The 24,407-nt window shown below is 55.8% G+C and carries 22 protein-coding genes and 1 pseudogene; 11 read left to right on the forward strand and 12 right to left on the reverse strand.

Annotated features, from left to right (window positions below; translation table 11 throughout):
• Nucleotides 1-46 precede the first annotated feature (46 nt).
• Complete coding sequence (locus HMPREF1255_RS08810; protein WP_024111355.1) at nucleotides 47-814, reverse strand: GntR family transcriptional regulator; 768 nt, start codon at nucleotides 812-814, stop codon at nucleotides 47-49.
• A gap of 367 nt (nucleotides 815-1,181) precedes the next feature.
• Here HMPREF1255_RS08810 and HMPREF1255_RS09975 point away from each other — a divergent pair, with 367 nt between their 5' ends.
• Both HMPREF1255_RS09975 and HMPREF1255_RS09980 read left to right on the forward strand, forming a co-directional pair.
• The gene (locus tag HMPREF1255_RS09975; RefSeq protein WP_197016994.1) at nucleotides 1,182-1,490 is read left to right on the forward strand and encodes a hypothetical protein; all 309 of its coding nucleotides are present in this window, start codon (nucleotides 1,182-1,184) and stop codon (nucleotides 1,488-1,490) included.
• Nucleotides 1,491-1,838: 348 nt separating this feature from the next.
• On the forward strand, nucleotides 1,839-1,979 hold the full coding sequence (locus tag HMPREF1255_RS09980) for a hypothetical protein (RefSeq protein ID WP_016456489.1): 141 nt from the start codon (nucleotides 1,839-1,841) through the stop codon (nucleotides 1,977-1,979).
• Between the two features lie 60 nt (nucleotides 1,980-2,039).
• On the opposite strand, the gene HMPREF1255_RS08820 is transcribed toward HMPREF1255_RS09980, so the two are convergent.
• The 3 genes from HMPREF1255_RS08820 to HMPREF1255_RS08830 form a co-directional block, all read right to left on the reverse strand.
• Nucleotides 2,040-4,670, reverse strand: a complete 2,631-nt coding sequence (locus HMPREF1255_RS08820; RefSeq protein ID WP_024111358.1) for an AAA family ATPase — start codon at nucleotides 4,668-4,670, stop codon at nucleotides 2,040-2,042.
• A complete protein-coding gene (locus HMPREF1255_RS08825; RefSeq protein WP_024111461.1) occupies nucleotides 4,667-5,821 on the reverse strand; it encodes an exonuclease SbcCD subunit D in 1,155 nt (384 codons plus the stop codon). Before HMPREF1255_RS08825 ends, HMPREF1255_RS08820 begins: the two co-directional genes overlap by 4 nt.
• 245 nt (nucleotides 5,822-6,066) lie before the next feature.
• Nucleotides 6,067-7,272, reverse strand: coding sequence for an LCP family protein (locus HMPREF1255_RS08830; RefSeq protein WP_024111405.1), 1,206 nt, complete (start codon nucleotides 7,270-7,272; stop codon nucleotides 6,067-6,069).
• A gap of 100 nt (nucleotides 7,273-7,372) precedes the next feature.
• Between HMPREF1255_RS08830 and HMPREF1255_RS08835 the strand changes: the two genes are divergently transcribed.
• From HMPREF1255_RS08835 to HMPREF1255_RS08850, 4 genes are all read left to right on the forward strand, one after another.
• Entirely contained in the window at nucleotides 7,373-8,440 is a 1,068-nt protein-coding gene (locus HMPREF1255_RS08835; protein WP_024111300.1) for a mannose-1-phosphate guanylyltransferase, read from the forward strand.
• Between the two features lie 149 nt (nucleotides 8,441-8,589).
• Nucleotides 8,590-8,832, forward strand: coding sequence for a WhiB family transcriptional regulator (locus tag HMPREF1255_RS08840; protein WP_028821612.1), 243 nt, complete (start codon nucleotides 8,590-8,592; stop codon nucleotides 8,830-8,832).
• Between the two features lie 54 nt (nucleotides 8,833-8,886).
• A complete protein-coding gene (locus HMPREF1255_RS08845; protein WP_036917565.1) occupies nucleotides 8,887-11,901 on the forward strand; it encodes a glycosyltransferase in 3,015 nt (1,004 codons plus the stop codon).
• Entirely contained in the window at nucleotides 11,898-13,442 is a 1,545-nt protein-coding gene (locus HMPREF1255_RS08850) for a DUF5719 family protein (protein ID WP_024111304.1), read from the forward strand. The genes HMPREF1255_RS08845 and HMPREF1255_RS08850 overlap by 4 nt, the downstream gene beginning before the upstream one ends.
• Here the strand turns inward: HMPREF1255_RS08850 and HMPREF1255_RS08855 are convergent.
• Nucleotides 13,439-13,825, reverse strand: coding sequence for a metallopeptidase family protein (locus HMPREF1255_RS08855; protein ID WP_016456481.1), 387 nt, complete (start codon nucleotides 13,823-13,825; stop codon nucleotides 13,439-13,441). The two genes, HMPREF1255_RS08850 and HMPREF1255_RS08855, sit on opposite strands and share 4 nt — an antisense overlap.
• Nucleotides 13,826-13,954: 129 nt before the next feature.
• On the opposite strand from HMPREF1255_RS08855, the gene HMPREF1255_RS08860 reads away from it, so the two are divergent.
• The 5 genes and pseudogenes from HMPREF1255_RS08860 (at nucleotide 13,955) to HMPREF1255_RS08880 (ending at nucleotide 16,547) form a co-directional block, all read left to right on the forward strand.
• Nucleotides 13,955-14,371 carry a DUF3499 domain-containing protein gene (locus HMPREF1255_RS08860; protein WP_016456480.1) on the forward strand — a complete coding sequence of 139 codons (417 nt, stop codon included), beginning with the start codon at nucleotides 13,955-13,957 and terminating at the stop codon, nucleotides 14,369-14,371.
• A complete protein-coding gene (locus HMPREF1255_RS08865; RefSeq protein WP_024111432.1) occupies nucleotides 14,368-15,171 on the forward strand; it encodes an HAD-IIB family hydrolase in 804 nt (267 codons plus the stop codon). The genes HMPREF1255_RS08860 and HMPREF1255_RS08865 overlap by 4 nt, the downstream gene beginning before the upstream one ends.
• A 2-nt stretch (nucleotides 15,172-15,173) precedes the next feature.
• Nucleotides 15,174-15,362, forward strand: coding sequence for a Trm112 family protein (locus HMPREF1255_RS08870; RefSeq protein WP_016456478.1), 189 nt, complete (start codon nucleotides 15,174-15,176; stop codon nucleotides 15,360-15,362).
• Nucleotides 15,363-15,671: 309 nt separating this feature from the next.
• A pseudogene (locus tag HMPREF1255_RS09870) lies at nucleotides 15,672-16,331 on the forward strand (alkaline phosphatase).
• A gap of 12 nt (nucleotides 16,332-16,343) precedes the next feature.
• Nucleotides 16,344-16,547, forward strand: a complete 204-nt coding sequence (locus HMPREF1255_RS08880) for a hypothetical protein (RefSeq protein ID WP_036917567.1) — start codon at nucleotides 16,344-16,346, stop codon at nucleotides 16,545-16,547.
• A gap of 34 nt (nucleotides 16,548-16,581) precedes the next feature.
• On the opposite strand, the gene HMPREF1255_RS08885 is transcribed toward HMPREF1255_RS08880, so the two are convergent.
• From HMPREF1255_RS08885 to hemE, 7 genes are all read right to left on the reverse strand, one after another.
• Nucleotides 16,582-17,667: a hypothetical protein gene (locus HMPREF1255_RS08885; RefSeq protein ID WP_024111457.1), complete on the reverse strand. Its 1,086-nt coding sequence runs from the start codon at nucleotides 17,665-17,667 to the stop codon at nucleotides 16,582-16,584.
• 228 nt (nucleotides 17,668-17,895) lie between these two features.
• Nucleotides 17,896-19,191, reverse strand: coding sequence for a glutamate-1-semialdehyde 2,1-aminomutase (hemL, locus tag HMPREF1255_RS08890; protein ID WP_197016999.1), 1,296 nt, complete (start codon nucleotides 19,189-19,191; stop codon nucleotides 17,896-17,898).
• Between the two features lie 5 nt (nucleotides 19,192-19,196).
• Nucleotides 19,197-20,195, reverse strand: a complete 999-nt coding sequence (gene hemB / locus HMPREF1255_RS08895; protein WP_024111518.1) for a porphobilinogen synthase — start codon at nucleotides 20,193-20,195, stop codon at nucleotides 19,197-19,199.
• Nucleotides 20,192-21,217 carry a ferrochelatase gene (locus HMPREF1255_RS08900; RefSeq protein ID WP_016456472.1) on the reverse strand — a complete coding sequence of 342 codons (1,026 nt, stop codon included), beginning with the start codon at nucleotides 21,215-21,217 and terminating at the stop codon, nucleotides 20,192-20,194. Before HMPREF1255_RS08900 ends, hemB begins: the two co-directional genes overlap by 4 nt.
• Before the next feature lie 33 nt (nucleotides 21,218-21,250).
• Nucleotides 21,251-21,943 (reverse strand): hydrogen peroxide-dependent heme synthase, encoded by a 693-nt coding sequence (hemQ, locus tag HMPREF1255_RS08905; RefSeq protein WP_024111565.1) that lies wholly within the window; start codon nucleotides 21,941-21,943, stop codon nucleotides 21,251-21,253.
• Nucleotides 21,940-23,343 (reverse strand): protoporphyrinogen oxidase, encoded by a 1,404-nt coding sequence (gene hemG / locus HMPREF1255_RS08910; protein WP_024111435.1) that lies wholly within the window; start codon nucleotides 23,341-23,343, stop codon nucleotides 21,940-21,942. Before hemG ends, hemQ begins: the two co-directional genes overlap by 4 nt.
• Nucleotides 23,340-24,377, reverse strand: a complete 1,038-nt coding sequence (hemE, locus tag HMPREF1255_RS10225; RefSeq protein ID WP_036917806.1) for a uroporphyrinogen decarboxylase — start codon at nucleotides 24,375-24,377, stop codon at nucleotides 23,340-23,342. The genes hemG and hemE overlap by 4 nt, the downstream gene beginning before the upstream one ends.
• Nucleotides 24,378-24,407: the final 30 nt, after the last annotated feature.

The raw sequence follows: 24,407 nt of genomic DNA on the forward strand, positions 1-24,407 counted from the left end.
ATTAAGAAATCCCGCAGGATAACCTGCGGGATTTCTTTTGTCAGAACTAATTGGTTAGCGGAACGGTTACGGTGTACTGCGCTGCGTCGTAGCAGTGGTGAGCGAATTCGACGATCCGTCCGTCCGTGTCATATGAGGTGCGACGCATGGTGACAACCGCAGAACCCGGTTCGAGGTGCAGAAGTTTAGCTTCGCGCTCGGAAGCGTTCTTAGCGCCAACCTGTTGGTACCCAGAAGAGAGCTGAACGCCGTTTGCTGCCAGGCATCTGTAGAAACCGTCTCGATCCAGATCTGTCAGAGACGGTGCGATGTCTGATGGAACGTAGCTCTGCATCAATGCGAGGCGAGAATTATCGAGCCAGCGCAGCCGCTCGAAGAAGACGATTTCGTCGCCGGTATCACAAGCTAGGTTTTCGACGATCTCTTCGTTAGCGAAGCGGACCTCGTATCTGAGCACCTCTGTGCGAGTGGTGTGACCAGCGTCGATGAAATCCTCGGTAAGGCTGGACAATTTGATCTGTCTCTGAAACGGGCTGGGGGAGACGCGCGTGCCAACGCCTCTGCGCCTGGACAGCAGGCCTTTCGAGACGAGATCTTGCATAGCGCGCCTAACGGTCGGTCTGGATATTTCTAAACGTTTGGCAAGCGAAACTTCGTCCTCGATTATCTGTCCTGGGGGAAGTTCGCCAGAAGCTATCATGCTTTCCAGTGGGGTAGAAATCTGCTGGTGTAGAGCAGTTGAGGAGTCGCGGTCAATCTTAATGTCTATGACGAACGGCTCATCAAGACTGGCCTTGTTCTTTTCTTCTGTCATTTTGCTCCTGCACGGCGAGAACTCACTGCTGTTGTCCCCGTCAACGTTGGCACGAGACTCAAAGTCGCACCCCAGCGCCCCCATTAGCGCGGTATGGCGGGAATCGGTTAAGTCAAATGTCAAGTCCATATGATACTTGAATAATGGTTTCAAAGGTAAGTAACAAATGAAACATGTGGAGAACTGTCTACATACGACGCCTTAAGTGCTAAATATTCGCTTATAACGCTTTGCAAAGATCTGATCTAGATTTGGAATGTAAGCATATATCCATGACTGGACCACTTCTATGGTCAGTAATGAAAACGTTTGCAAAAGAGTGACGAGTTCAAGCAAGGATCTGCTTGGAACTGAAAAAAATAAAACCGTGAGCTACGTCGATCGCGTGAAGATCGAAAGCGAAAAAATGGTAGCTATCAGGAAAATCCCCGAGATTAGGATGTACGAGCTTGAGCGAATCTCGCAGGCTCTAACTTCTCGCAAACCAGGAAAGCTCTTTAAGGGACAGAAGCTCATGGTCGTCGCATGCGATCATCCGCCTCGTGGCGCAAAGTTTGAGATGGACGATCAGACCAACTGCTACAACGCTGAGGGCAAGAGGCCGGCCTGGATGGCGGAAAAACGCTTACCCGAATCAACCTGGACGATCCGGACACCGCTACGCAACCGTTGCTGATCCTCGGTGGCGATGTTCCTAAAGATTGCGACGCGACTCTAGAAAAGTGGCAGGTTGTCCTTGCTCAGCCGAACGTGTTCGGTCTTGTTATTGGAAGTTCACTGCAGTTCCCGGGCAGCGGTGCATCGCCAAGGCAGAAGATGAAACAGCGGGGCTATCTTGACTGACAACGAAAAGTATCTAATTCCTGCAGGATCGATCACTAAGGATAATTTCCAGACGATCATTAGTGCCCAGCGTGCTGGCTGAGAAGCAGAAGTAGAGATCAACCGCACCGTCTGCCGCAGCCAGTTCGTCCTTGGCTCTTACGGCGCTCGCACCCGCGAGGACCTGCCCAAGGTCATCGAGATGGCAGCTGCCGGTGCGATCAACTACCGCGAGATCGTCACCAAGCACTTCTCGCTAGCTGACGCTGGTAAGGGCTACGACGAACTTGCCGCTGGAAAGATCCAGGGCCGTGCAGTCGTAGATATGTCCCTTCCCTTCTAAGTAGGGGATAGAAGCTTTAGTTCTGCCGGGCGGATACGGATGGTTTCGCCCGGCAGTTGTCTAGTTGATGCGAATGTCGTGCCGGTTGGTCAAAGCGCCGTAACGGCTTTCGTCTGCGGTCAGCACGATTATTTGTGCCATCTCGCTGGCCCTAGCGAGTATCGCAGCCATTCGAGTCTGACGATCGGGATCGGTGTGACCGAGCTGGTCATCGAGGAAAATAGGCATTCCGTCCGTCTCGTCGACGAGCATTGCCGCAGCGAGCTTGACCAGTATCAGGAGCTGTTCTTTTGCTCCGCTGGATAACTGATCGAAATCTATGGTCACCCCATCCAGCACCCTCGCCTTGACGGTTAGGTCATCCGCGAGCCTGACTGCGAAGGTATCGTCGCGATAGATAATTCTGCCCAGTTGATCGATTTTATCTGTGAACGGCTTTCTGTACTTTTCCTGGGACTGTGCCTGATGCCTGGAAAGTGTGTCGTAGAGCAGCAGGGCAGCATTTGCTTTAACTTCGATTCTCTCGTAAGCCTCTGTTGCTATTTGTTGGGCAGTTAGGGCCTCATCAAGTTCCTCCTGCTTGACGTCTGCGGAAAGCGCGCTTAGCGCGCTGGATAGTTTTATGGCTTCCGTCTGCCAAGATGCGAGAGTTTTGTCGGCGTTTTCAGCCTTGTTCTCAAGTTCCTTCAGGCGCTGTTCGTGTCCCTCGGCGTCTAGAGCAACCAGCTTCTGTTCGACTTCTGCCAGTGATGCCGTTCGCTTGTCGAGTTCCGCCTGGGCTTCCGATACTGCCTTTTCAAGCGTTTCATCGTCGTTTTCTTCACGATCTTCTGCGAGCTGTGCTAACAACTGCTCATAACTTTTTTCGAGCTTTTCAACTTCCCAGCTCAGCCTGCTCTCCTCAGTCACTTCGTCGCCGAACGACGCCCTTAGCTGTTCTAACTTCACCAGGTGCTCTTCTCTGGTAGCGACAGCCTTCTTCTGCTCATCCCGCGCGTCGTTGAGGTCGTTTAGAGCCGAATCCAAGCTCTCTGGAAGTGTGTCGGCGTTTTCTGAAATCTCGGCAGCGGTGTCGACGGATTTAACGGCTTTTCTTAGGTCCTCGATGCTTCGTCCGTTAAGCAGCAGAGCAAGACGCTGATTGACCATGTCGCGCTCGCGTTCGTAGTCGCTCAGCTTATGTGCCATCTCCTTCGCTTCTTCAACGGATTCGCACCCAGCCTCGTGTAAAGCCTGCGCAAGCTTTTCGGATGCATTTTGCTCCGCCCTGCGAAAATCAGAGACTGCTGGCGCGCTGAGCTCGAAGCGCCAGGTATCTGGAACCTCGAGGGTCATGTCCGAGGTGACGTTTTCGCTAAATCCGTCTTCAACGTCGATCTTCTCGCCGTTTATCAGCAGTTCTCGCTGGGCAGTGAGCGCCTTCACGCTAATTCGCGCTGAGCTTGCCACTAGCTTCGCCCTCGCCGAATCGAGCTCTCGCTGGAAAGAATCGATGTTGGCTAGAACCCTTCTCGAATTAGACGCGTTTAGCCTTCCGGAGTTCAGCAGATAATCCAGCTCTGCAAGTCGTTCGTCCTGCACCTCGACCTGCGAAAGTAACGACTCGTCTACAAGCGCCTTCTTTCTTGCTTCGAGAGAAGCAACGGCTAGCTGAGCCTGTTCTAGACGATCGATGGCTTTCCCGGATTTCTCGGAGAGTTCCTTAAACAGGGCTTCTGCGTCTGCAAGTTCGTTTCGGTAGGCAGAAATCTTAGGAGTCAGTTCCGCAAGATTAGATTGTGCCTCCCCAAGTTCTGCCTCTGTCTTTTTTATCTCCGAGATTCTTTTGTCTCGTGCTTCCAGGTTGTTCTTGGCCATGGTCAGGACAAGCTCGGCGCTATTTTTCTCCCTACTAGCCTTATCAAGCTCGTCTTTGGCTGCCTTGATCTCGGCATCGGTCTTCTTAATCTCTTCGAGCTCCCGATTTACCATGACGGATAGCTCGTTGTATCTGGAGATATTCGCCCGCGCCTGATTCAGGCGTGTCTCTTTGTCGTCGATTACTCGTACCGCAGCCTTCGCCGCATCGACTCGGGAATCTGCCTTCTGAAGAGTATCTTTCGCCGCGCTCAAATTACCCCTAGGTCTTCCAGCAGCGGTGAAGTACGCGTCCCTATGAGCCTTGGCTTTCGCCACCAAACTCTGGTCTGAGCTGTCTACCGCTCCAGAGGCCTTCTGCAAGGCTTGGGTTAAGGTCTGGGACGCGGAGAACGGCCGCTGCGCGAAAGGGTCATTCGAAAAGCTGTTTAGGGCCTCGAAAAGGGCCTCATCCGAGCCGCCGACAAGACCACCGAGCTCGTTTTCGGCGTCTCCACCCGTCAGCGAATGACCAGCCTTCGGCCCTGCCAGGTAGCGCAGAGTGGTTTTTCCACGAGAACCAGCAAAGACCTTGGAAACCTCAATCCGATCCTCGCCTAGCGTGAACTCGACGCTAATCTCGGGGTCGGCGTCGCGGAGCTTCGGCTTCATGTTTTTCACTTCGGCTTTGTTCGACGTGCTCTTCGTCTTCATCGCCAGATCGAATGCCTGGACCATGGTGGTCTTGCCGATCTCGTTTTTACCCGAGATGACCGTTACCCGGTCTTCGGCGAATTCGATTTCGCGTTCTTCGACGGCCTTCACATTTTTTAGCTTCAGATTGTGCAGCCTCATCGCGCGTCCTCATTCATGATCTTGTGCAACAGCATGAGAGCTTCCGCGGCCACGGCATCGTCCTCGCGGTTCTCGGTTAATTCGTCGACCGCGCGGCGAAGGTAACCGTCTTGTGGAAGCTCAGAAAAGTCGTCTTCGTCGGGTAGCACTTGAAGATTCATGTGCCGATCCCAATACTCCAGCGCAGCAAATCGAGCTTCGTGACGCTCCAATACGTGGTCGAGTTCTAGCTTTGCCGAAGTGGAGAGCGCGCCGGTTAAAACCAACTTGATGATGGTCGTATTAGCGTTCTCGATATCGGTTAGTTTTCTATCGAGTGCTTGGACGTCTTGCTCGTTGGTGAGGTCGAAATCAGCGCGCATGAATCGCCACTTTCCAACCCGCTCGGAAGTGACGTTTAACTCTTTGGGGCTTACGTCAACGATTAGCACTGAACCAGGGTCGGTAGCCGAACTGCCGTTCTGCGCTTCACGGTAATCGGTAACCTCGTGGGCTCCCGAATAATGAATCGCGCCCGAATCGTCTGCTGGCCAGCGGATATGGCGATCTCCAAGGGCGACGTAGTGAATGACGCCAGCGCTAATCGCCTTGTCGAGAGGCCTGCGATCGATCGCGTCGATGGAGAGCTGATTTGGCTCCAGCTCCTGCAGCATCCCGTGACCGAGGACTATGCGAACTGTGCCATCGGCCGGCAAATCTTCTAGAAGTTTTTTTAACGGCCCGTTGACAGGATCAAAATCGGGAGTTTTCGACGTCCAAGGCGCCGCCAAAATCTCTACGCCTTCACGCACGATGTGCCTGCCAGGGGTGCGAAGAACGGTTACATTGTCTGGCTCGGCTTCAACGTAAGCGGGGGAGTTGTAGATGGAAGAGCTGCCCAGCACATCGTGGTTGCCGGGCAGAAGATAGACAGGCAGACCGACTTCGTGCATAGCGTCTAAGGACTGGACAATGTCTCTTTGCGGCAGCCTATTGGTCTCGAACACATCGCCCGCAACTACTATGAATTCTGCTCCGGCTTGCCTAGCCACCTCGCCGATCATTCTGATGGTGTTCACTCTGTCTCCGGTGAACTGGCCTTGGGCTTCTGGCTGCAAAAAATGCCGCTTCATGCCCAGCTGCCAGTCTGAAGTGTGTACAAACTTGACCATCTCGCCCTTCCTGAATCGTTGAAAACAGTATTGCAGGCCCCACTGACAAAAAATGATGATTCTCTTGCGGCAGGAGAAGGCGATATGAAAGAACGCGATAGGGAAGCGTTCTGCCAGGTTAAAAAACGGCAGAAGTCAACGCCCTGCCTAACCGTCGCGAACCGTACGCAACACACGTATGGCCCGCAGTCAAAATCGTCATGGCTTACTGCAAAGGTGCAGCGTAAATCGCCAGATATTAAGACTTAATCTTTGGGCTTAAAACGCTCAAGATCAGACGTGTCGCCCTGGTTAATCTTCTCAAAGAGCTCGGAAGCCAAAACGTTGTCCCAAATGACCACCGACGCGCCTTCGGGACTCCAACCCGCTGCATCTGAGATGGGCACGGGGAATGAATTGCCGTCTTTCGCCGAACCGAGCACGCCCAATGCGCCCGCAGCCATCTGCGGGACGGAAGTTTCGTCGCCCTTAGTCAAGGTCTTGCCGATTGCGCTATTCAACTGCCAGTACCGGATTGGATCGATGAGGGTCCTAGGCGAGGCGATCTTCTTGCCCAGCTTGCCGATGATTTCTCGTTGACGCTCAGCGCGCCCAATATCGCCGCGGGGATCCGAATAACGCATCCGGACATATCCGAGGGCTTCTTGGCCGTTCAACGTCTGGCAGCCGGCGGGGAGGTCAATATTCGCCCTCTCGTCCTGCATCGCTTCATCCAAGCAAACGTCGACACCATTAACCGCGTCGATCATTGCGGAGAAACCGCCGAATCCGATCTCCAGGTAACCATCTATCCCAACGCCCGTCGCGTTCTCGACGCTCTGGATCAGAAGTTCTGGACCGCCGTAGGCGTACGCTGCATTCAACTTGTCAAACCCGTAGCCTGGAATTTCAACATACGAGTCCCTCGGCAAACTGACCATCACAGAATCGCCGAAGGGTGGACGGTAGAGCAGAATAATGGTGTCTGCGCGGCTACCTTCTGCGTTTCCTGTTCCTAACCGTACTTTGTCTTCTTCGCTCAGGTGTTCGCGGCTATCAGTTCCCGCGAGCAGGAACGTGGTGCCCGGGTGCGAACCAGCCGTGGACTTTGGCTGATCCACCGAATCCATCCCAGCGACGGTCAGCACCGGAACACCAATCAAGTAAAGCACCCATGCGATTAGCAAAATCAGGATGACCTTCAAGAAATTTTTCGCCGAATTTTTCCGAGGCCTCGGCCTGCGCTGTTTCTTTATTGAGTCTCGCCTTGGGGCGGTGACGCGCCTTGGCGCGGGGACCGGCTCTTGGATGCGGCTCGATGCAGGCTCGACTTCCGGAGTGTTTTGCCTGATTTCGCCTGGCGCCATTTTAGGAATTGGCTGCGCATGCTCATTGCCGGGAGCGGGTCCCTCAGAGCTTCGGCCATAGAGCCAATCGAGATCTGCTTGGCGCTTGTCGTGATTATCAGGCATAAGCAAAGGGTACCGGTTCAATGATCAGGGCACCTATCGTCAACACGCATTTACCGGTTTGTGATTAGTGCTTTGCCCCCGATGAGTTACCCTATTGTCCATGCGTTACGCGGTAATCATGGCAGGCGGATCTGGCACCAGGCTTTGGCCGTTATCAAGAAAAGGCGAGCCGAAGCAGCTGCTAAAGCTATTCTCAGGCAAGAGCCTGCTGCAGTTGGCATTCGAGCGGGCTAGGGCTCTGCTTCCTGCCGACAGGATCTTGGTGTGCACGGGCGCTGCCTACTCGCATGTCGTCAAAGAACAATTGCCCGAACTAAGCGAAGAGAATCTCTTGGGAGAGCCAGAAGGCAGAGACTCGCTAAACGCTGTCGCCTGGCCCGCTGCCGTGTTGACGCGTAGGGATCCCGAAGCCGTGATCGCCACGCTTACCGCAGACCAACTGATTAGTCCCATCGATGCGTTCGTCTCAGCGCTTGAGGACGGCTATCGCGCAGCCGAAGAGCTAGGGGCATTAGTGACCTTCGGAGTCGTTCCGACCAATCCGCACACAGGATACGGGTATCTGCAGCGCGGCAAGGAACTAGATGGGTTTGAACTCGCCAGCGAAGTAACCGAATTCAAAGAGAAGCCGGACGAGCAGACCGCCATAGAATACCTGGAGTCAGGGCAGTACTGGTGGAACGCGGGGATGTTCGTGTGGCAAGGGAAGGCGTTGCTAGAGCAGCTGGAAAAGCTGCAGCCGGCCACCTTCGAGCAAGTCAGCGAATTAGCTCAGCACCCGGAAAAACTTTCGGAAATCTACCCGAAGCTGTTCAAGACGTCGGTTGACTACGCGATCATGGAGCCCGTCTCCAACGGATTGGGGACAACGAGCGTGGTTGCCGTCGGCCTGCCAATTGAGTGGCTCGACGTGGGTAGCTACGAAAGCCTCTACGAGGCGCTTGAGGCGCAGGGGCCTAACAGGGGATTCGGGGCTCAAGCTTCCGTCGATTCGCAGGGAAATCTGTTGATCAACACCACAGACGGGGTGATCGGAGTCGCGGGGCTGAAAAACACCGCTGTCGTGCGCACGGACGAGATCACCTTGGTGGCCCCGCTAGCGGCTTCCCAGCAGATAAAGGCCATTGTAGAAGAGGTATCGGCAACCTGCGGAAAGAAATTCGCTTAGCTTCACGCGTGCGGCCGTGACAACTGTTTGCGCAAACCTTGAAAGATTTATCCTCTTTTGTCAAACTTGACTCGCTGGTAATTACAACAGTGTAATTTAACTTGTAGGTTCGAATCAGAAGGGGAGAAGTCGTGCTGCAGGTTTCATCGATGGCTGAAGATCCAGCAGATGGAGTTTTGGCTTGGCAGGAACGTGCACTGTGCGCCCAAACTGATCCGGAAGCATTTTTTCCTGAAAAGGGTGGCTCAACGCGCGAGGCCAAGAAGGTCTGCCAGTCGTGCCAGGTTCGTCAAGAATGCCTGGAATACGCGTTATCTAATGACGAGCGCTTTGGTATCTGGGGCGGGCTGTCGGAACGCGAGCGACGCAAGCTCAAAAAGCGAGCTGTCTAGCCAAAACGTGGCATAGAACCCTCTTTGGGGCCATATAAGACTAGGCTCGGATAGGTGTTAGCGAAAGATTCAAGCAAGCTGTGGTCCTGGGTGGAGGAAGCCCCAGACAACCGTCAGGAAGTAACAGAGGATATCCTATCCGCAGCCGGCAGGGTCGTTGCGGTGCTTGTCGCGCACAACGGTGAGGCGTGGCTGCCAAGAACGCTTGCCCACCTCGAACGTCTAGAAGTTCATCCCGGAATGTTGATTGGCGTTGACGCCGATTCCTCCGACGAATCCCGACTGATGCTAGAGACCACCGGAATCTTCGACCTGGTGGTAGACGGAAACCAAAACCTGGGATTCGGTGAAAACATCAAGTTTGGGCTTTCGGCGGCTGGGATAGACGAGAAGCTGGCTAGAGCAGAATTCGACTGGGTTTGGCTGCTTCACGATGATCTGGCAGTGGGTAGGACTTCCCTCACGCATCTCGTCGCCGAGGCTATTGGCGACGAAAGACCAGACGTTCTGATCCCTAAGCTGCTGATGCCAAGAAGGCGCAACCACCCCGACAAGATCGCATCGTTGGGCGAATCAATCGCTGCCGACGGAACACGAGCACCCGTTGTTGAACCAGGGGAGTTAGACCAGGGGCAGCTTGAACCCGTATCCGTTCTGGGCGGATGCTCAGCCGGCATGATGATTTCGTTGAAGGCATGGCAGAAGCTCGATGGGTTCAGCCCAGATCTGCCACTTTTCAGAGACGGCGTCGAATTCGGTATGCGCGCCAATCGGGCAAAAATGAAGGTACTCACCTGCCCGGACGCTTCGATGCGTCACATTAATGCAACCCGAAACGGCCTGCGAAACACCAAACTAACCAATGACCCTAAGGCTTTCGATATCGCCCTCGGGATGATGGTTGCCGCAGGACATTCCCAAAACGTGTCTAAGGCAAGCAAAAAACTCACTTCCATAGCGCGGTTGAATTGGTTGGGGCATCTGTTCAGCAAATCTGCAGATAGCAGAAACGCGCTCAAGGCCGCAATTACGAAGTTCAACACCGAGAAGCCATCTGTGCAGCGGATCTCAGAGGCCGCAGAAAAAAGCGGCGACTTCGCGAACATCGACAAGGCGCTTTTCCCCGCACGATTTTGGGAAATGCGGCAGGCGCTTGATCTGCTGGCGGGCAAGGTTGCGGATAAAACCGCGGCCAGGTCTTTGCGTCCCGAACCGGAGGCTAGAGGCGGTCTTCGTACGCTAGCCTCGCCAGGAATGATTACTGCTGCATTTTTGCTGGTGATCACGATCATCGCATCCCGCTTTTTACTGTCATTCGGAAAGCTAACGGCTCCTCTTCTGTTGCAGAGCCCCGACTCGCTGGGCGTCGCTTGGCGCAACTGGACGCACTCGGTGCCGGGCCTTTTCGGGGCTAATCCACCCTGGCTGGGGCTGATGGCTTTTGGGTCCACGCTGACCTTCGGCCAACCAGAGTGGTTCGCCACCGTATTGGTGCTGGGCGGCTGCCTAATCGCTGGCGCGTGCGGCTATTTCTTCCTGCGCCATCTGACGAAGAGCAGATGGCAGGCTGCGGTGCTCGCCTCGCTATGGGGGCTGGCGCTGCCGTTGAGCGGGGCGACGGGTGCGGGCAGCCTAGATGCAATCGCCGCGGCGATATTACTTCCGCTGATAGCCAATGTCTGCCGTGTATGGCTTGTCAACGACAAGGCAGGCCCGCAGATGTGGCGGCGTCCCGCCCATTTTGCGCTTCTATCGACAATCTTGATCAGTTTCGTGCCGCTTACTTGGTTGGTGTTGGCACTAGTCGCGTTCCTGATCGGCAAGCGCACAAAGAACTGGAAGGCGGCGTTGATTGCGGCCTTGGGCCCGATCGTCGTGCTCCTGCCTTGGCTGCCTAGACTATTCTCGGATCCCGGTAGGCTGCTTACCGGTTCAGAACCATCCGCTGTTTGGTCGTCTTCGGCGCCTAATCCGCTCGGCCTCCTCGCAGGTCGCGGAGAGTTTGCATCTGCGCCAATTGCGATCAATGTTTTGGTTATCGCCGTTTTCTGGGTGCTAGCTCTCGTGGCTGTCTACCGTCTTCGCAGCCGCCTCGTTCTTTACCTCGCGGGTTCGGCAGTAGCATTCCTCGCGGTGGCAATTTTACTTTCGCGGTTGGTAGTCACGGTCAATTACGTACCTGCTAGGCCTATCAGCTTCGTTTGGCTGTTCTGTTACCTAGGCGTCTTGTTGATGCTAGCTGCTCTCGGTACTGATCCGATAGACATCAGGATGAGCAGGGCGGAGCTGCTGCACAAACCTAACTTCTGGCTTGCCGCAGCAGCTGTTTTCGGCGTTCTTCTCGGTTCCTTCTGGTGGGCAATTGCCGGAAGCGGACCGAATCTCAATCGAGGCAATCAGCAAGTGCCCAGCTACGTTCAAGACACTCTGCGTTCGGAGCGTCATACCCGGGCTTTATTAGTAGAGGCGGATGGATCTGTCGCTAAGTACTGGCTAGTCGACGAGAACGGGCCGACCTGGGGAAGCGGGGAGAAGCCGGCAATAGGTTCTCGAGCCGCCAATAATCAGCTTTCCGACCTGGCGAAACAAATCGCCCAGGGAATGCCGAGTGATGACGTCTACGAGCAGCTGACCGGCCTCGCGATCAGCCACATCTGGGTTAGGGGCGTGAGCGAGGAGGCCATCCAGGAATTCTCGAGTTCCGCCTCGTTAACGCCCATCGACGTTGACGATAACACGACGGTCTTTTCGATGCCGAGCAACGTCTCCCGAATGATGTTCAAGGACGGCAAGGTCCTATTGAGTGAGCCTAAGGACTCGCAGTGGTCGGCTAAAGCCGTCGGCACCAGACTCACAGCTTCAGATGCAGGGGATTGGCGACAGGCCTGGGAGCTCTCCGAAAAGAAGAACGTGGAGATCTCTGCCTCGCCGAGCCTCTTCTCGATGGCCACGCAGATCCTCGGTTTGCTTGCCTTGGGCATCCTGGGTGCGCCTGCAGCGAAAGAGGAAAAGCTGCCCAGAAGAGCTACTGAAACCGCTAAACAAAGCGCAAGGAGGAGGGCAGAATGAGACGTGCAATGTCTGATGACCAGCCGTACGAAGAGTCTAAGCCGACTCGCGCTGCTAGGGGAATTTCTGATCCTGAGGAGGACGTTAAGCCCCAGCCTGAGGACCTCTCCAAGGACGAGGGCGACGAATTCGCCGACGAGCTAGAGATCACCATGGTCCGGCGAATGGCGCTCAACCTCGATGGCCCCGTGCCGATTGCCAAAGCGCCAAGCTTCAACGAGACAGATGAAGAGCCGGCTGAAGCAAAGAAGCCACGGTCTAGGCGGATCGGTCTAGACAAAAAATGGCTAGGCGTTTGCGTTGGGATTCCTGCAGGTGCTCTAGTGCTGAGCCTGATCTCCTCGTTTGCAGGTGCGTTCCAGGCGAAGGCTCCTGTCCAGGTGGCCGCAGCCTCGTCGATATCTCGTGCCTGCACTCCCATCGCGGGTGTTCAGAGCAAACTTCACGCATGGGCGAGCCAAGGAGGCATCGAGCTGCGTGAGCTGGCAGCCGACGAGGCGACCCTCGTCGAAAGCCCATACCAGGGCGACATTTCTAAGCCCGTTAGAATGAGCGCAGAGGACAAGAGCGCCAACTCTATCGGCGGCATTTTTGGTGGCAAGGACGGCCACAGCTATTGGGCCCAGTGCGTGACGCCCAATACCGATTCCGTCACTATCGCTCCTGGCGCAGAGGGTTCGACGCTTGTCATGTACAACCCTGATAATGAACCTGTCGATGTAGACGTCACGATTTCCACTTCCAGCGGTCAGGCGGATGTGCCCGAATTGCGTGGCCTTCAGATCGGCGGTAATTCGACGCAACTGGTCAAGTTGGCGAACTATGCAACTGATAAAGACCAGATTGGCGTGCGAGTTCGCACGATAACCGGCCGTCTGGGAGTTTCTATCACGACCAAGACCGAAAACGGCATGAGCGCCAGCTCCGCGATGAGACTCAGCAAGCAGATCGTAATTCCTGCGGCTCCGGCTGGCGCGAAGTCCGCGAGACTGATCGTCACGAATCCGGACACCACCAGGAAGGAGCTGCATGTCGAAGTGCTGGGGCCAGAAGGCTCAACGGTGGTCGAGGAAAAACTAGTCGCTGAGGCTCAGCGCACGCAGGGTTTCGACCTGAAAAAGTATCTCGATAATGCCTCTGCGATTGTTGTCTCCAGCGATTTCGAGATAGCTGCAACCTTGATTAGCTCTACTGATTCAGACGATGCGGTCAGTTTGGGCACGGACGAATTCTCCGCCAACGAGTTGGCTGCAGTCGTCGCAGGCAACGGTAATTTGTCTCTGACTAACCTTGGCGATGAGGACACCCAGGCCGAGATCAGCTGGGACGGGGGAGATCCCGAGCAGATAGCCATCAAGGCCAGGTCCACGGTGTCTTTGGCGGTGCCGAGCGAAAAGAAAACCGTGCGGGTTAAGGCAGATCAGCCGATTGTCGGCGCAATATCCCTGACTGACTCTGGGCAATCGGTTGCTAACCTCTCTGTGCTTCCGAAGCAGAAGAATATGGCTATCGTCCCCAATCCGAGGATTGGCATCGGCTAAAGGTCTGGGTCGAGCTCGTGCATCGGGCGGTTTGTCAATGCCGATATTTGCTCGACGAGAGTGTCGTGCGTCAGTTCTTTGAGATCTTCTCTGTCTGCCGCACGGTTTTCTAATGGTCTGCGAAAGACGATGACCTTGGAAACTCCCCCATCTGTGGGCGACATGGCAGCAGCGAGCGGAACGGAATCTAGGGAGTCTGCGCTGAGCCCTAGCGCCGACACCGGAACGTCGTCAACGCCCACGTCGATGCCGAATAGCGCCTCCGGGCAGTTGCGCTGAATGGTTTCGACCGATTCCTGCACGCATTCTATGAAGTACTCAGCATCGGTCGGCCTTCTAGGAATTTTCACTGCGCGACCGGTGATGCTGTTCGGCAACGACATCGGCCCTCGAATGCCCCTACCGTGTCGATCCCTGTGCTGATACATGTAAATCAGAATAGCCGCTAAATGCGGATCAGCCGGCCAGGCTATTCGCGATTAGCCTCGTGTCGGCCTAATCTTCAGTGTGTGATGAAGCGACACTGCTGTAGATCTGCCTGCGACCAACCCGCCGTCGCCACCCTGACTTACGTTTATGCGGACTCCATGGCAGTGCTCGGCCCCCTTGCGAGCGAAGCCGAACCAGGCTGCTACGACTTGTGCGCCGAACATTCTAAGAATCTTTCCGCCCCGAGAGGCTGGCAGGTGTTGCGGCTGACGGAGCCAGGATATCCCGCTCCGGAACCGGACGAGGACGACCTGATGGCACTTGCCAATGCGGTTCGTGAAGTCGGATTTTCGGACTTCCCCGAGGGCGCTTCGCAGTCCCATCCCTATGGAACTGACGAGCATCAGACGAGTGACAAAGGGGAAGTGGTGGAACTCGCAAGGCGAGGCCACTTGAGGATGATTGCGGACGCCAGCAAAATTACCGATAGGCTTGGATGATGACCTCTTTGCTACCTGACCAGTTGGATGTCGAGAAGCTCAAGATCGTCGGTTTCGACCTCGACGACACGTTGGCGGCATCTAAGTCGCCGCTCTCCGAAAAGATGGCTAGAACCCTTGCTGATCTGCTCGAGTGCGTTCCGGTTCAAATTATTTCTGGTGGGCGTTTCGAGCAATTCGATGCTCAGGTTCTAGCGAACCTGCCAAAGGACGCCGAGCTGGAAAATCTGCACTTGATGCCCACCTGCGGCACCCGTTATCTGCGCTTCGTCGATGGACAGTGGAAGGAGATCTACTTCCACGCTCTTAGCCAGCAGGAAAAAGACGCCGCGATCGGAGCGCTAGAGGAAGAAGCCAAGAGGCTGAACCTGTGGGAGCCTGACGACGTCGTAAACGGTGACCGAATCGAAGATCGCGGCTCGCAGATAACCTTCTCAGCGCTGGGCCAGCGCGCTTCGGTGGAGGACAAGCAGGCATGGGATCCAAGCGGTGAAAAGCGCGAGAGTCTTCGCGACGCCGTCGCTAAACGAATCCCGGATCTCGAGGTCCGTGCAGGCGGATCCACTTCGATAGACATCACCAGAAAGGGCATCGATAAGGCATACGGTATGCGCGCCCTCAGCGAGCAGACTGGTATCGAGTTATCAGAGATGCTGTTTATCGGCGACAGGCTGGTGCCTGGCGGCAACGATTATCCGGTCTACGAAATCGGGGTTCCTTGCCACCAAGTGAGCGGGCCCGAAGAAACACTGACTTATCTCGGCCAACTCATCGAGCTGTTACGCAAGAAGCGAGGCTAAAAATGGAAGAAATCACACTTTCCAGCGAATTTATGGACGTCGCCGCCTGCCCGAAATGCCACAGCGGCTTGGCGATCGATTACGACAATTCTGAACTGGTTTGTATCAACGACGATTGCGGTCTGTGCTACCCGATTAAAAACCAGATTCCGGTCTTGCTCGTAGAAGAAGCACGAAAAAAGAACGACTAAAAATATATTTTTGTCGTGGTATGGCGCCGATTTTCGGCGTCCTTCCGCGGCAAGTTAATTCTTTCTTACAGAAACTGAAATAATCGTTAATCTCGATTAGAGGATCTGTTATTTTTCATTTCCTAGTCTCTCCTTGGTCGATTAAGTAACGGACCGGTTGCGTTGGCGGGAGCCAAAGGCAACTACACGGAGAGGTAGATAATAAATGTCTGTAATTAGGAAAGTGGCCAGCGCCGGCGCAGTCGGTGCAATCGCGGCCACCAGTATTTTCTTTTCCATTCGATCAATCGGGATGGCTCCATCAACTATGTGACCGACTCTGCTGCATCCGGCACCGCCTGGTCGACTGGCACCAAGACTTTTAACGGTGCGCTGGGCGTCGACATTTTGGGTAACCCAGTCTAGAACCTGATCGAGAAGGCCAAGAACACCGGAATGCGTACCGGCAACGTGACCACCTCCGGCATCCAGGATGCGACTCTCGGCACGATGGGATCGAACGTGACTGCCCGCTCTCACTACGCACCGTCCGGAGATTCGAAGCCGGCCAAGGGCAAAACACTTCGTGGAAATGGCGGCCTCGGCTCAATCTCCGAGCAGGTGGTATATACCCGCGTAGACGTGACCATGGGCAACAATAACTCAAACGCACAGCCAGGCACTTTGGTCAGGCACCTTCAGCCGCTATTCGAGAAGTATGACGTCGGCATCGTGATTTCAGGTCACGACGAAATGCTCGAGACAAGCTACGTCGACGATGACAATAACGGAAAGCGCACATACCACTGGGATGTCGGTGTGGCATCCGACGGTCTGCGCGCAGACAAACGAATCAAGCAGGAGGACGGAACCTACAAGCTTTATCGGTTCAACACTCACTCGTTTTGGATGGCTCAGAAAGTCGAGCCTGAAATTTGGAAGACCAACGAAAACGGCGTGAAGCATCTTGCTTCCGGCGGCAAGCACTAAGGCCACCTGGAAATGATCGCATCGCTGTTCAGCCCCAAGATCGTTCCCGCAGGCACGGCTCCCGTTGTTGAGGGCGGTGTCGTACCTGCTTACTCGGTTACGATGAATCCGATTGCGGCTTCCCCGTTACTGGACGACAATTACGACGTCACCATTATCGAGCGTCGCGAAACGCCCAGCAACCAAATCACGGTTACTGGGCGCTTTATTAAATAAGCGGTTTGGCTGAAGGTCAGCCAAGTTATCGCTGTTAGTTAGAAACCCTCTTCGTGCGAGAGGTGACTGCGCGGGACCCCCACAGACCAGCGAACGAGGTAACAGCACCTGCTGCCAGGATCGCTACGAAGCCCCAAACCGAGGCGCCAGCCGCGGAGTTGGATATGTTCTGAGCGCTCTTGCGAGCGTCGTTCAGAGCCTGCTTGGCGTCTTCGGCTGCCTGGTCGATGGCTGCGCTAGCGTCGTTGATTGCCTGCTTGGCCTCGGTCTGTGCCTTCTCTACAGCCTGAACAGCGTTATCGGTTGCCTTCTCGGCCTCAGCCTGGCTCAGTTCGGTGTTCTTAGCAACGGAGTTAGCGATAGCGTCGCGATCTGCTGCATCAGAAATGGTGTCAACGCGAGCGTTCAGCTTGTTCTTAAGATCATTGAGAATGTTTTCGTAGTTCTCAGGGTTGACGGCCAGGTCGGAAACCGCGTTGGTTATGTCCTCACGGGACTGATCAAGTTGATCCCGTAGATAGCCGGGCTGCAGCTCGGCCTTGCCGGTGTCGGAGAGGATCTTCTCAACATCGTCGGAGTAGGCAGTCAGGTCAACATCAACATTCTTCGAAACCTTGCTGGCGGCGGAGCTTACGGCGTCACCAGCCGCAGATGCGACGGAACCAGCTGCGTTGCCAACGCCACCCAAAACGTTGCCAACCGCACCGATAGCGGAGGATACGCCCATGGCGCCGATGACGAACAGGGCGATCAAAGATGCTGCCCAAGTGGCTAGGCCGTGCAGGAAGCCTGCGCGAACGGATAGAGCACCGGCGACGAAGCCACCCGCAGCGAGCGAGATGACCACGGTGAAAAACGCCCAAATTCCGAGGCCAACGCCTACACCCTCGAACGGGGTGTTGGAAGTCGGGTCAGTAACGCCCAGACCGATAGCGGCACCGAGAAAACCGAACATGATCAGGAACGCGATGGAAACTACAACACCAGCGAAGATTGCTCCCCAAGAAGCGTTGCCGAGCTTTCCTTCTTCGTCAGCACCCAGGAAAGTGGTTTTCCAGGACGAAGAGTTCGCCCTAGCGGCTGACGTGCTAGACGTAATTACAGTACGCTGCTCAGTCATTTTTAATTCCTTCCTTATGGAATAAATAAGTTTTTAACCGTAAATAAATTACTGGCTACGTTAAGTACAATTTATGAGCGTGCACATTTATTCCGCCTTTATGAATTCGTTATAAGTGTCCGCTTTATTAGGCGATATATTTCCGCGGTAGACAGAAAAAATTCTCCAGAGGTCTCGCCGCGAGAACTCTGGAGAATTATAAATTCGTTATTTTTATGGCTCTTGAATTTATTCGCCCTGTTGAGCTGCCGCGATCGCGGCTTGTTTGATTGCGGCCTCGATAATTTCCAGCTCGGTATCACCGTGGCTGGAAGAGACAAACCAGGCCTCAAAGGCGCTAGGAGCCATCCAAACCCCATTGTTAAGCAGGGTATGGAAGAACTTAGCGAATGCCTTAGTGTCCTGAGCTCGCGACTCGTCGTAGTTGGCGACCGGGCCGTTGGTGAAGAACACGCTGAACAGGTTAGAAGCGCGGTTGATGATGTGCGGAACACCTGCAGCCGACAGCTCATCGTCGAGGGTCCTAGTGATCTGCGCCGAGATCTTACCCATGTGCGAGTAGCACTCGTCGTCCAGCAGTTCCAGGGTCTTGAGGCCCGCGGTAGCTGCTACGGGGTTACCGGACAGTGTGCCGGCCTGATAGACCGGACCTGCGGGGGACAGCTGGTCCATGATCTGCGCGGGGCCAGCCACCGCAGCTAGCGGGAATCCACCGCCGATGACCTTTCCGAAAGTGAACAGATCGGGCTCCCAGCCCTCGACTGCGCCTTCCAGACCCCACCAACCGTTCGGGGATACTCGGAAGCCGGTGAGAACTTCGTCGAATACGAACAAAGCGCCGTACTCGGTGCATAGGTCGCGCAGGCCTCGGTTGAAACCGGTCATGGGGGTGATCACGCCCATATTCGCGGGGACAGCCTCTGTGATCACCGCAGCCACCTCGTTTTCGGCGAGGGCTTTTTCAACCTGAGCTAGGTCGCCGTAATCGACGACGATGGTGTCTGCCGCCGTGCCCTTGGTGACTCCGGGGGAGTCCGGGCTGCCCAAAGTCGTGGCGCCAGAACCTGCAGCGACGAGCAGCGAGTCGGAGTGGCCGTGGTAGCAGCCCGCGAACTTGATGATCTTCTCGCGTCCTGTTGCGGCACGCGCCAGTCGCACTGCCGTCATCACGGCCTCCGTGCCGCTGGAAGTAAAGCGGACTCGCTCCACAGGAGAGACCCTCTTCTTAATCGCCTCTGCCAGTAGCAACTCCGGTTCGCTAGGCGCCCCGAACGAGGTGCACTTGCAGACGATCTCGCGAACGGCATCGACTATCTGCGGGTGTGAGTGGCCGAGGATCGCAGGGCCCCATGTGCTGACGAGGTCGACGTACTTGTTTCCGTCAACGTCGGTTATGTAAGGACCATGCGCCTCCGCAGCGAAGCGCGGGGTTCCGCCGACGGCACCGTATGCGCGTACCGGACTGGAAACTCCGCCCGGCATGGCCTCCAATGCGCGAGCGAAAAGACTTTCACTAGTGCTGATATCCATTAAGCCTCCTTGAGCCAACCTGCAACTTCGGTTGCCCAGTAGTTAGCGATGATTCCGGCGCCAGCGCGCTTTACGCTGGTGAGTGCCTCGAGGATCACTCGCTTGCGGTCGAACGCGCCAGAAGCGGCAGCTCCTTCAATCATCGCGTATTCACCAGACACGACGTAAGCGGAAACCGGCACATCGACCAGCTGGCGAGCCGCCGCGACGATGTCGAGGTAGGCAAGCGCAGGTTTTACCATCACGATATCCGCGCCCTCTTCGACGTCGAGCGTGATTTCCCTCAAAGCCTCGCGGGAGTTTGCGGGATCCTGCTGGTAGGCCTTGCGGTCGCCCTTCAAACTCGACTGCACGGCCTCGCGGAATGGGCCGAAGAACGCAGAAGCATACTTGGCCGCATACGCGAGCAAACCGGTACGACGGTAGCCGTCTTGGTCCAGAGCCGCGCGCAACGCACCGATCTGGCCGTCCATCATTCCGGAGGCGCCGAGGAAGTCGGAACCTGCGGCTGCAAGCGCCAGACCCATTTTCGCGTACTGCTTCAGAGTTTCGTCGTTATCGACGTTTCCATCCTCGCCCAGCAGCCCACAGTGTCCGTGGTCGGTGAACTCGTCGAGGCACAGATCCGCTATGACCACCATCTCTGGGCAGGCCTCTTTTGCCAGCCGAACCGCCTGGGCGAGAACGCCCTCGGGATCTACCGCACCGGAACCGACGGCGTCCTTCTTCAACGGAACGCCGAAAGGCATGATGGCGCCGACGCCGGCTTCGTATGCCTCGCAGACCGCCTCTTTGTAGGAATTTTCCGAGTGCTGGAAGATGCCGGGAAGGGAGGAGATCTCTTTCGGATCTTTGGCTCCTTCAACCAGGAAGATTGGTAGAACCATCTCCGCCGGGGCAAGTCGGGTCTCGGCTACAAGGTTGCGTACTTGTGCAGTGGTGCGCAACCTGCGCGGACGAATCGTCGGATGAAAACGAGGATCAGAAAAATCTGTCATAACGTAACTCCATTGATTGTTTTTCTATTTTCAGACGCATGCCTCGGGTTATGTGAGGGGCAGCATTCGGTACTACAAAACTCTCCGGGCTCCGGAAGGCGAAGATCTTGGCTCAAGTATTTTGCTAGCAGATCCGCCAAAGAATTGACGAAACTTGGGTGAACTCCAACCGTTGGAACCCTGGTGAAACACATGCCGAGTTCGGCAGCTGTGCTCTTGGCCTCGTTGTCTAGGTCCCAGATGACTTCCATGTGGTCGGACAGGAAACCGATCGGGTCAACGATGACCTCCTTGACGCCTTCCGCATGTTTGTCACGCAACGCATCGCAAATGTCTGGTTCCAGCCACGGCGTGTGCGGTGAACCGCTGCGGGACTGGTAGACCAATTCCCACGATAGCGGGCTGCAGGCTAGCAGTTCGGAAGTTCTGGTAGCGATCTGATCGGCCAGCTCAAGGTGCTGGCGAACGTAGACTTCCGAACCTGCAGTCGGTATTGAATGAGTGGTGAATAGCAAGCAGGGCTGGGATGGCTCCATTTTTTCTTCCAGCACCTCAGCGAGGAGCCGGGCGTTGGCTTCAACCAGACCATCAATACCGATGTATGGGGGCATCTTAACGGCGCTAATTTCCATGCCCTCGAGTGCGGCTGCCACATTCTCCATGTATTGCCTGCAAGACGAATAAGAAGCGAATGGGGTCGTCGGGACCGCCAGAACCAGCTTCTTTCCTTCAGACTCCAGGGTGCCGAGAGTCTCGTTGATGCGATCCTTGCCGTTTCGATTGCCCAACACCACGGGCAGGTCGTGGCCACGTGCGCTGAGCGCCTCGGAGAGCGCCTTAGCCAGGCGGCGGTTCTGCTCGTTTAAGGGGCTGAAGCCGTCAAAGTGCTCATAGTGCAGAGCAACCTCTTCAAGCCTGCTTTCGGGGATGCCTACGCCAGCGGCGACCTGAGACAAAAACGGCCTAACTTCTGCCATCGACTCAGGTCCGCCGAAAGCGAGCAGCATTATCGCGTCAATCATCTATTCACCTAGATAGAAGGTTAGCGCTAGGGCCTAAATCAGCACGTTCACGATTTCGGAAACCTTTACTCGGTGACCGAAGTGGAACGGGTATTCGTTACGAACGTGCAGGCGTGCTTCGGAATCGCGCATCTGTCGCATGAGGTCCACAATCTGCCAAGGATGATCGGCCTCGAGAGACACCACCCACTCGTAGTCGCCGAAGCCGAAAGCGGCCAGCGTGGAGGAAAGGATCTGCGGGTTTGCGCGACCGATGTTGCCGTGTTCTAGGAGCATCTTCCGACGCTCGGACGGATCTATCACATACCAGTCGTAGCTGCGCACGAACGGGTAAACGCATACCCACTCGCCTTCCGGCTTGCCTGCCAAAAACGCGGGCACGTTGCCCTTGTTGAATTCGGCAGGACGGTGCATTCCAAATGCCGACCAGGTCATATCCACCTCGTGGTTGCCCAGGCCACCATTGAGCGCGATCTTGATATCTCGCAACGCGTCCTGAACTCCGTCGAAGGAGGGGCCGTGCGCCCAAATCATCAGCTGCGCATTTGGCTGGCTGCCGGACACGTCGTACCAGCCACGAATCTTAAGATCCGGGTGCTTAGCCAGTGTCTCTTCAACGAGAGCGGTGTTGTCTTCCGGCATTCCAGAAGTGCGGTTGAATACCGCCCAGCAGGTGTAGTCGATCATTTCGTTTATCTCGCGGGCGGAAAGGTGTTTCTGTGTCATATCTGTTCCTTTGTGTTGCTAAGGATTTCCCTTGTTTTTTCTCTTGCGTCCTTTACGCAGTCGGGTAGTCCGACGCCGTTTAGCGCGGAACCCGGCACGCGCCAGGGGGTCGGTTCAAGCTGTTCGGTCACTTTGGCGACGACGTCTAGGTGACCTGTGACGTACTTCGGCATGACGGAATTCCAGCGGCTGGTCCAGACTCGTTCTGGTGCCGCCACCGCTCCAACTGCTTTCTCGAAGTATTCGCGAACCGCAGCAACCAACTTTTCTGTAGGGGCATGTGCGATTTCGCCGACGCGATCGGGCACGAATGCTCTAACCAAGATTTTGCCGTCTGGGCAGCGTCCGGCGAATTTAGCCGAGCTGATGGTGATGCCGGAGGAGGGGGCTCCCGCGTCGGCTTCCAGCCAGCCGTGGTTGTCTAGCGGCTTCGCGAAGGCGTCTTGAGAGTAAGCCATGGTAACCACAGATGTCGATGCCAACGGGATGTTACCCAATAGCTTTGCGGCTTCGGGAAACTCGCCGGAAAGCAGCTTGCTAGTGCTGCCAGCGCCGCCTGCGAAAACCACGGCATCGAAATCTAGCTGCATCGGAATTCCGCTGCGTTTGATGACGGTAAGGCGGCTGCCAAAATCGCTCAGATTGGCAGAGGTAACTGTCGTGTCTTCGTAAAGTTCAGCGCCCCTGTCCCTCAATTGACGAACGAGTTCGTGAATTACTTGTTCCAGGCCGCCCTCGAGCGAGCGGAACACCGAACCAGACTTGGGCTTTGCGCCCTTTTTCGCACGTCGCTTCTGTCTGCCGCTAGCAAGCGCCGCCAGCATCAGGGAGCGGTGCTCCTTTTCGTTTTTACGCAGGCTGGGCAAAACCGCGTCGAGCGACAATTCGTCGACGCTGGAGCCGTATATTCCGCCGATGAACGGATTCGCGAACTTCATCGCCACTCCAGCGCCCAGTCTGCGTCGGATGAAAGAGCCGATAGAAACGTCCTCATCCGGCAAGATTCGCGGCAAAAACAGGTCGAGGCCTGCGCGGAGCTTGTCGAAAATCGACAAAATCCCAGTGGTCGCAAATGGCAATACTTTGGTGGGCAGCACGCCCGTCATCCCCTTTGGAATGGGGTTCATGCGTCCGCGAGAATGAATCATCACCTTGCGCGTGCCTAAAGTTTCGATAACCTGGTCGCTGATGCCAAGATCTTCGACCAGCTCAAGTAGCCACGGGCGGTAGGCGACGAAGGAATCCGGGCCCTCCTCGATGACGTATCCGTCTTCAATGATCGTGCGGATTTTGCCGCCGAAACGCTCGGATTCGAAGACGGTGACTTGAGCGCCCTGTCTGACGCCTTCCCAAGCCGCTGCAAGTCCGGTTAGGCCGCCACCGATAACGGCTAACTTCACGATTGCCTCCCATGGATGAACTCGACCAGACGAGTCAATACGCGAGGATCAGTGTCTTTGTCTACGCCGTGGCCGAGGTTTACGACGTGGCCAGGTGCTCGTTTGCCGCGCTCGATAACGTCGGCTGCCTCTGCGGAAAGCTGCGGCCAGGAACCAGCCAGGAGAACAGGGTTGATGTTTCCTTGTAGGGGGACCGAGTTGTCGAACAGCTTGCTTGCCTCGTCTAGGCCGATGTCGTGTGAGACTCCGACGACATCTGCGCCTGCCTCGTACATATCGACTAGCAAGTCGCGAGTCTGAGTGCCAAAGTGTACGCGTGGAAGCCCTAGGTCTGCCACGCCCTTGAGAACCTGAGCCGAATGTGGCTTGGAGAATTCCCGGTATTCGTGTGGGGCAAGACGGCCGGCCCAAGAATCGAAAAGCTGTAATGCGCTGGCGCCGGCCTTGGCCTGTTCCCGGAGGAAAGTTACCGTGCAGCGGGCGACCCAATCGAGAAGCCTGTGCCAGGTTTCGGGGTCCTCACTCATCATTTTCCTGGTCAACGGCAAATTCCTTGAGGGCTTTCCCTCGATCAGGTAGCTAGCCACGGTGAAAGGGGCCCCGGCAAAACCGATTAGGGGAGTGGTGTTCAGCTCGCTGACTGCGATTTGGGCTGCACGTGATACTGGCTCGACCTGTTCTGGGGTCAATTCTTTGAGGGCAGCTACGTCTTCTGCGCTCCTAATGGGAGTGTCGCAAACCGGCCCGACGCCTGGTTCGATGTGCACGGGCAACCCGGCTAGGCGCGCCGGAACTACAATGTCTGAGAAGAGGATCGCCGCGTCCAACCCATGACGACGAACCGGCTGCAGCGTGATCTCTGCTGCTAGCTCTGGATCAAGGCAAGACTCGAGCATGTCTGTGCCCTCGCGTAGCGCGCGATACTCGGGCAATGAGCGCCCGGCTTGGCGCATGAACCAAACTGCGGGTCTAGCGGTTCGGTTGCCACGGTAATTACGGATCAGCGCCGATTCACTGGTCAGGCCAGTAAGCATCGGATGGTATGCAGGCAATTGGTCGGAGTC

Origin of the sequence: Propionimicrobium sp. BV2F7 (genome assembly GCF_000510445.1) — a bacterium.
Taxonomy (GTDB): Bacteria; Actinomycetota; Actinomycetes; order Propionibacteriales; family Propionibacteriaceae; genus Propionimicrobium; species Propionimicrobium lymphophilum.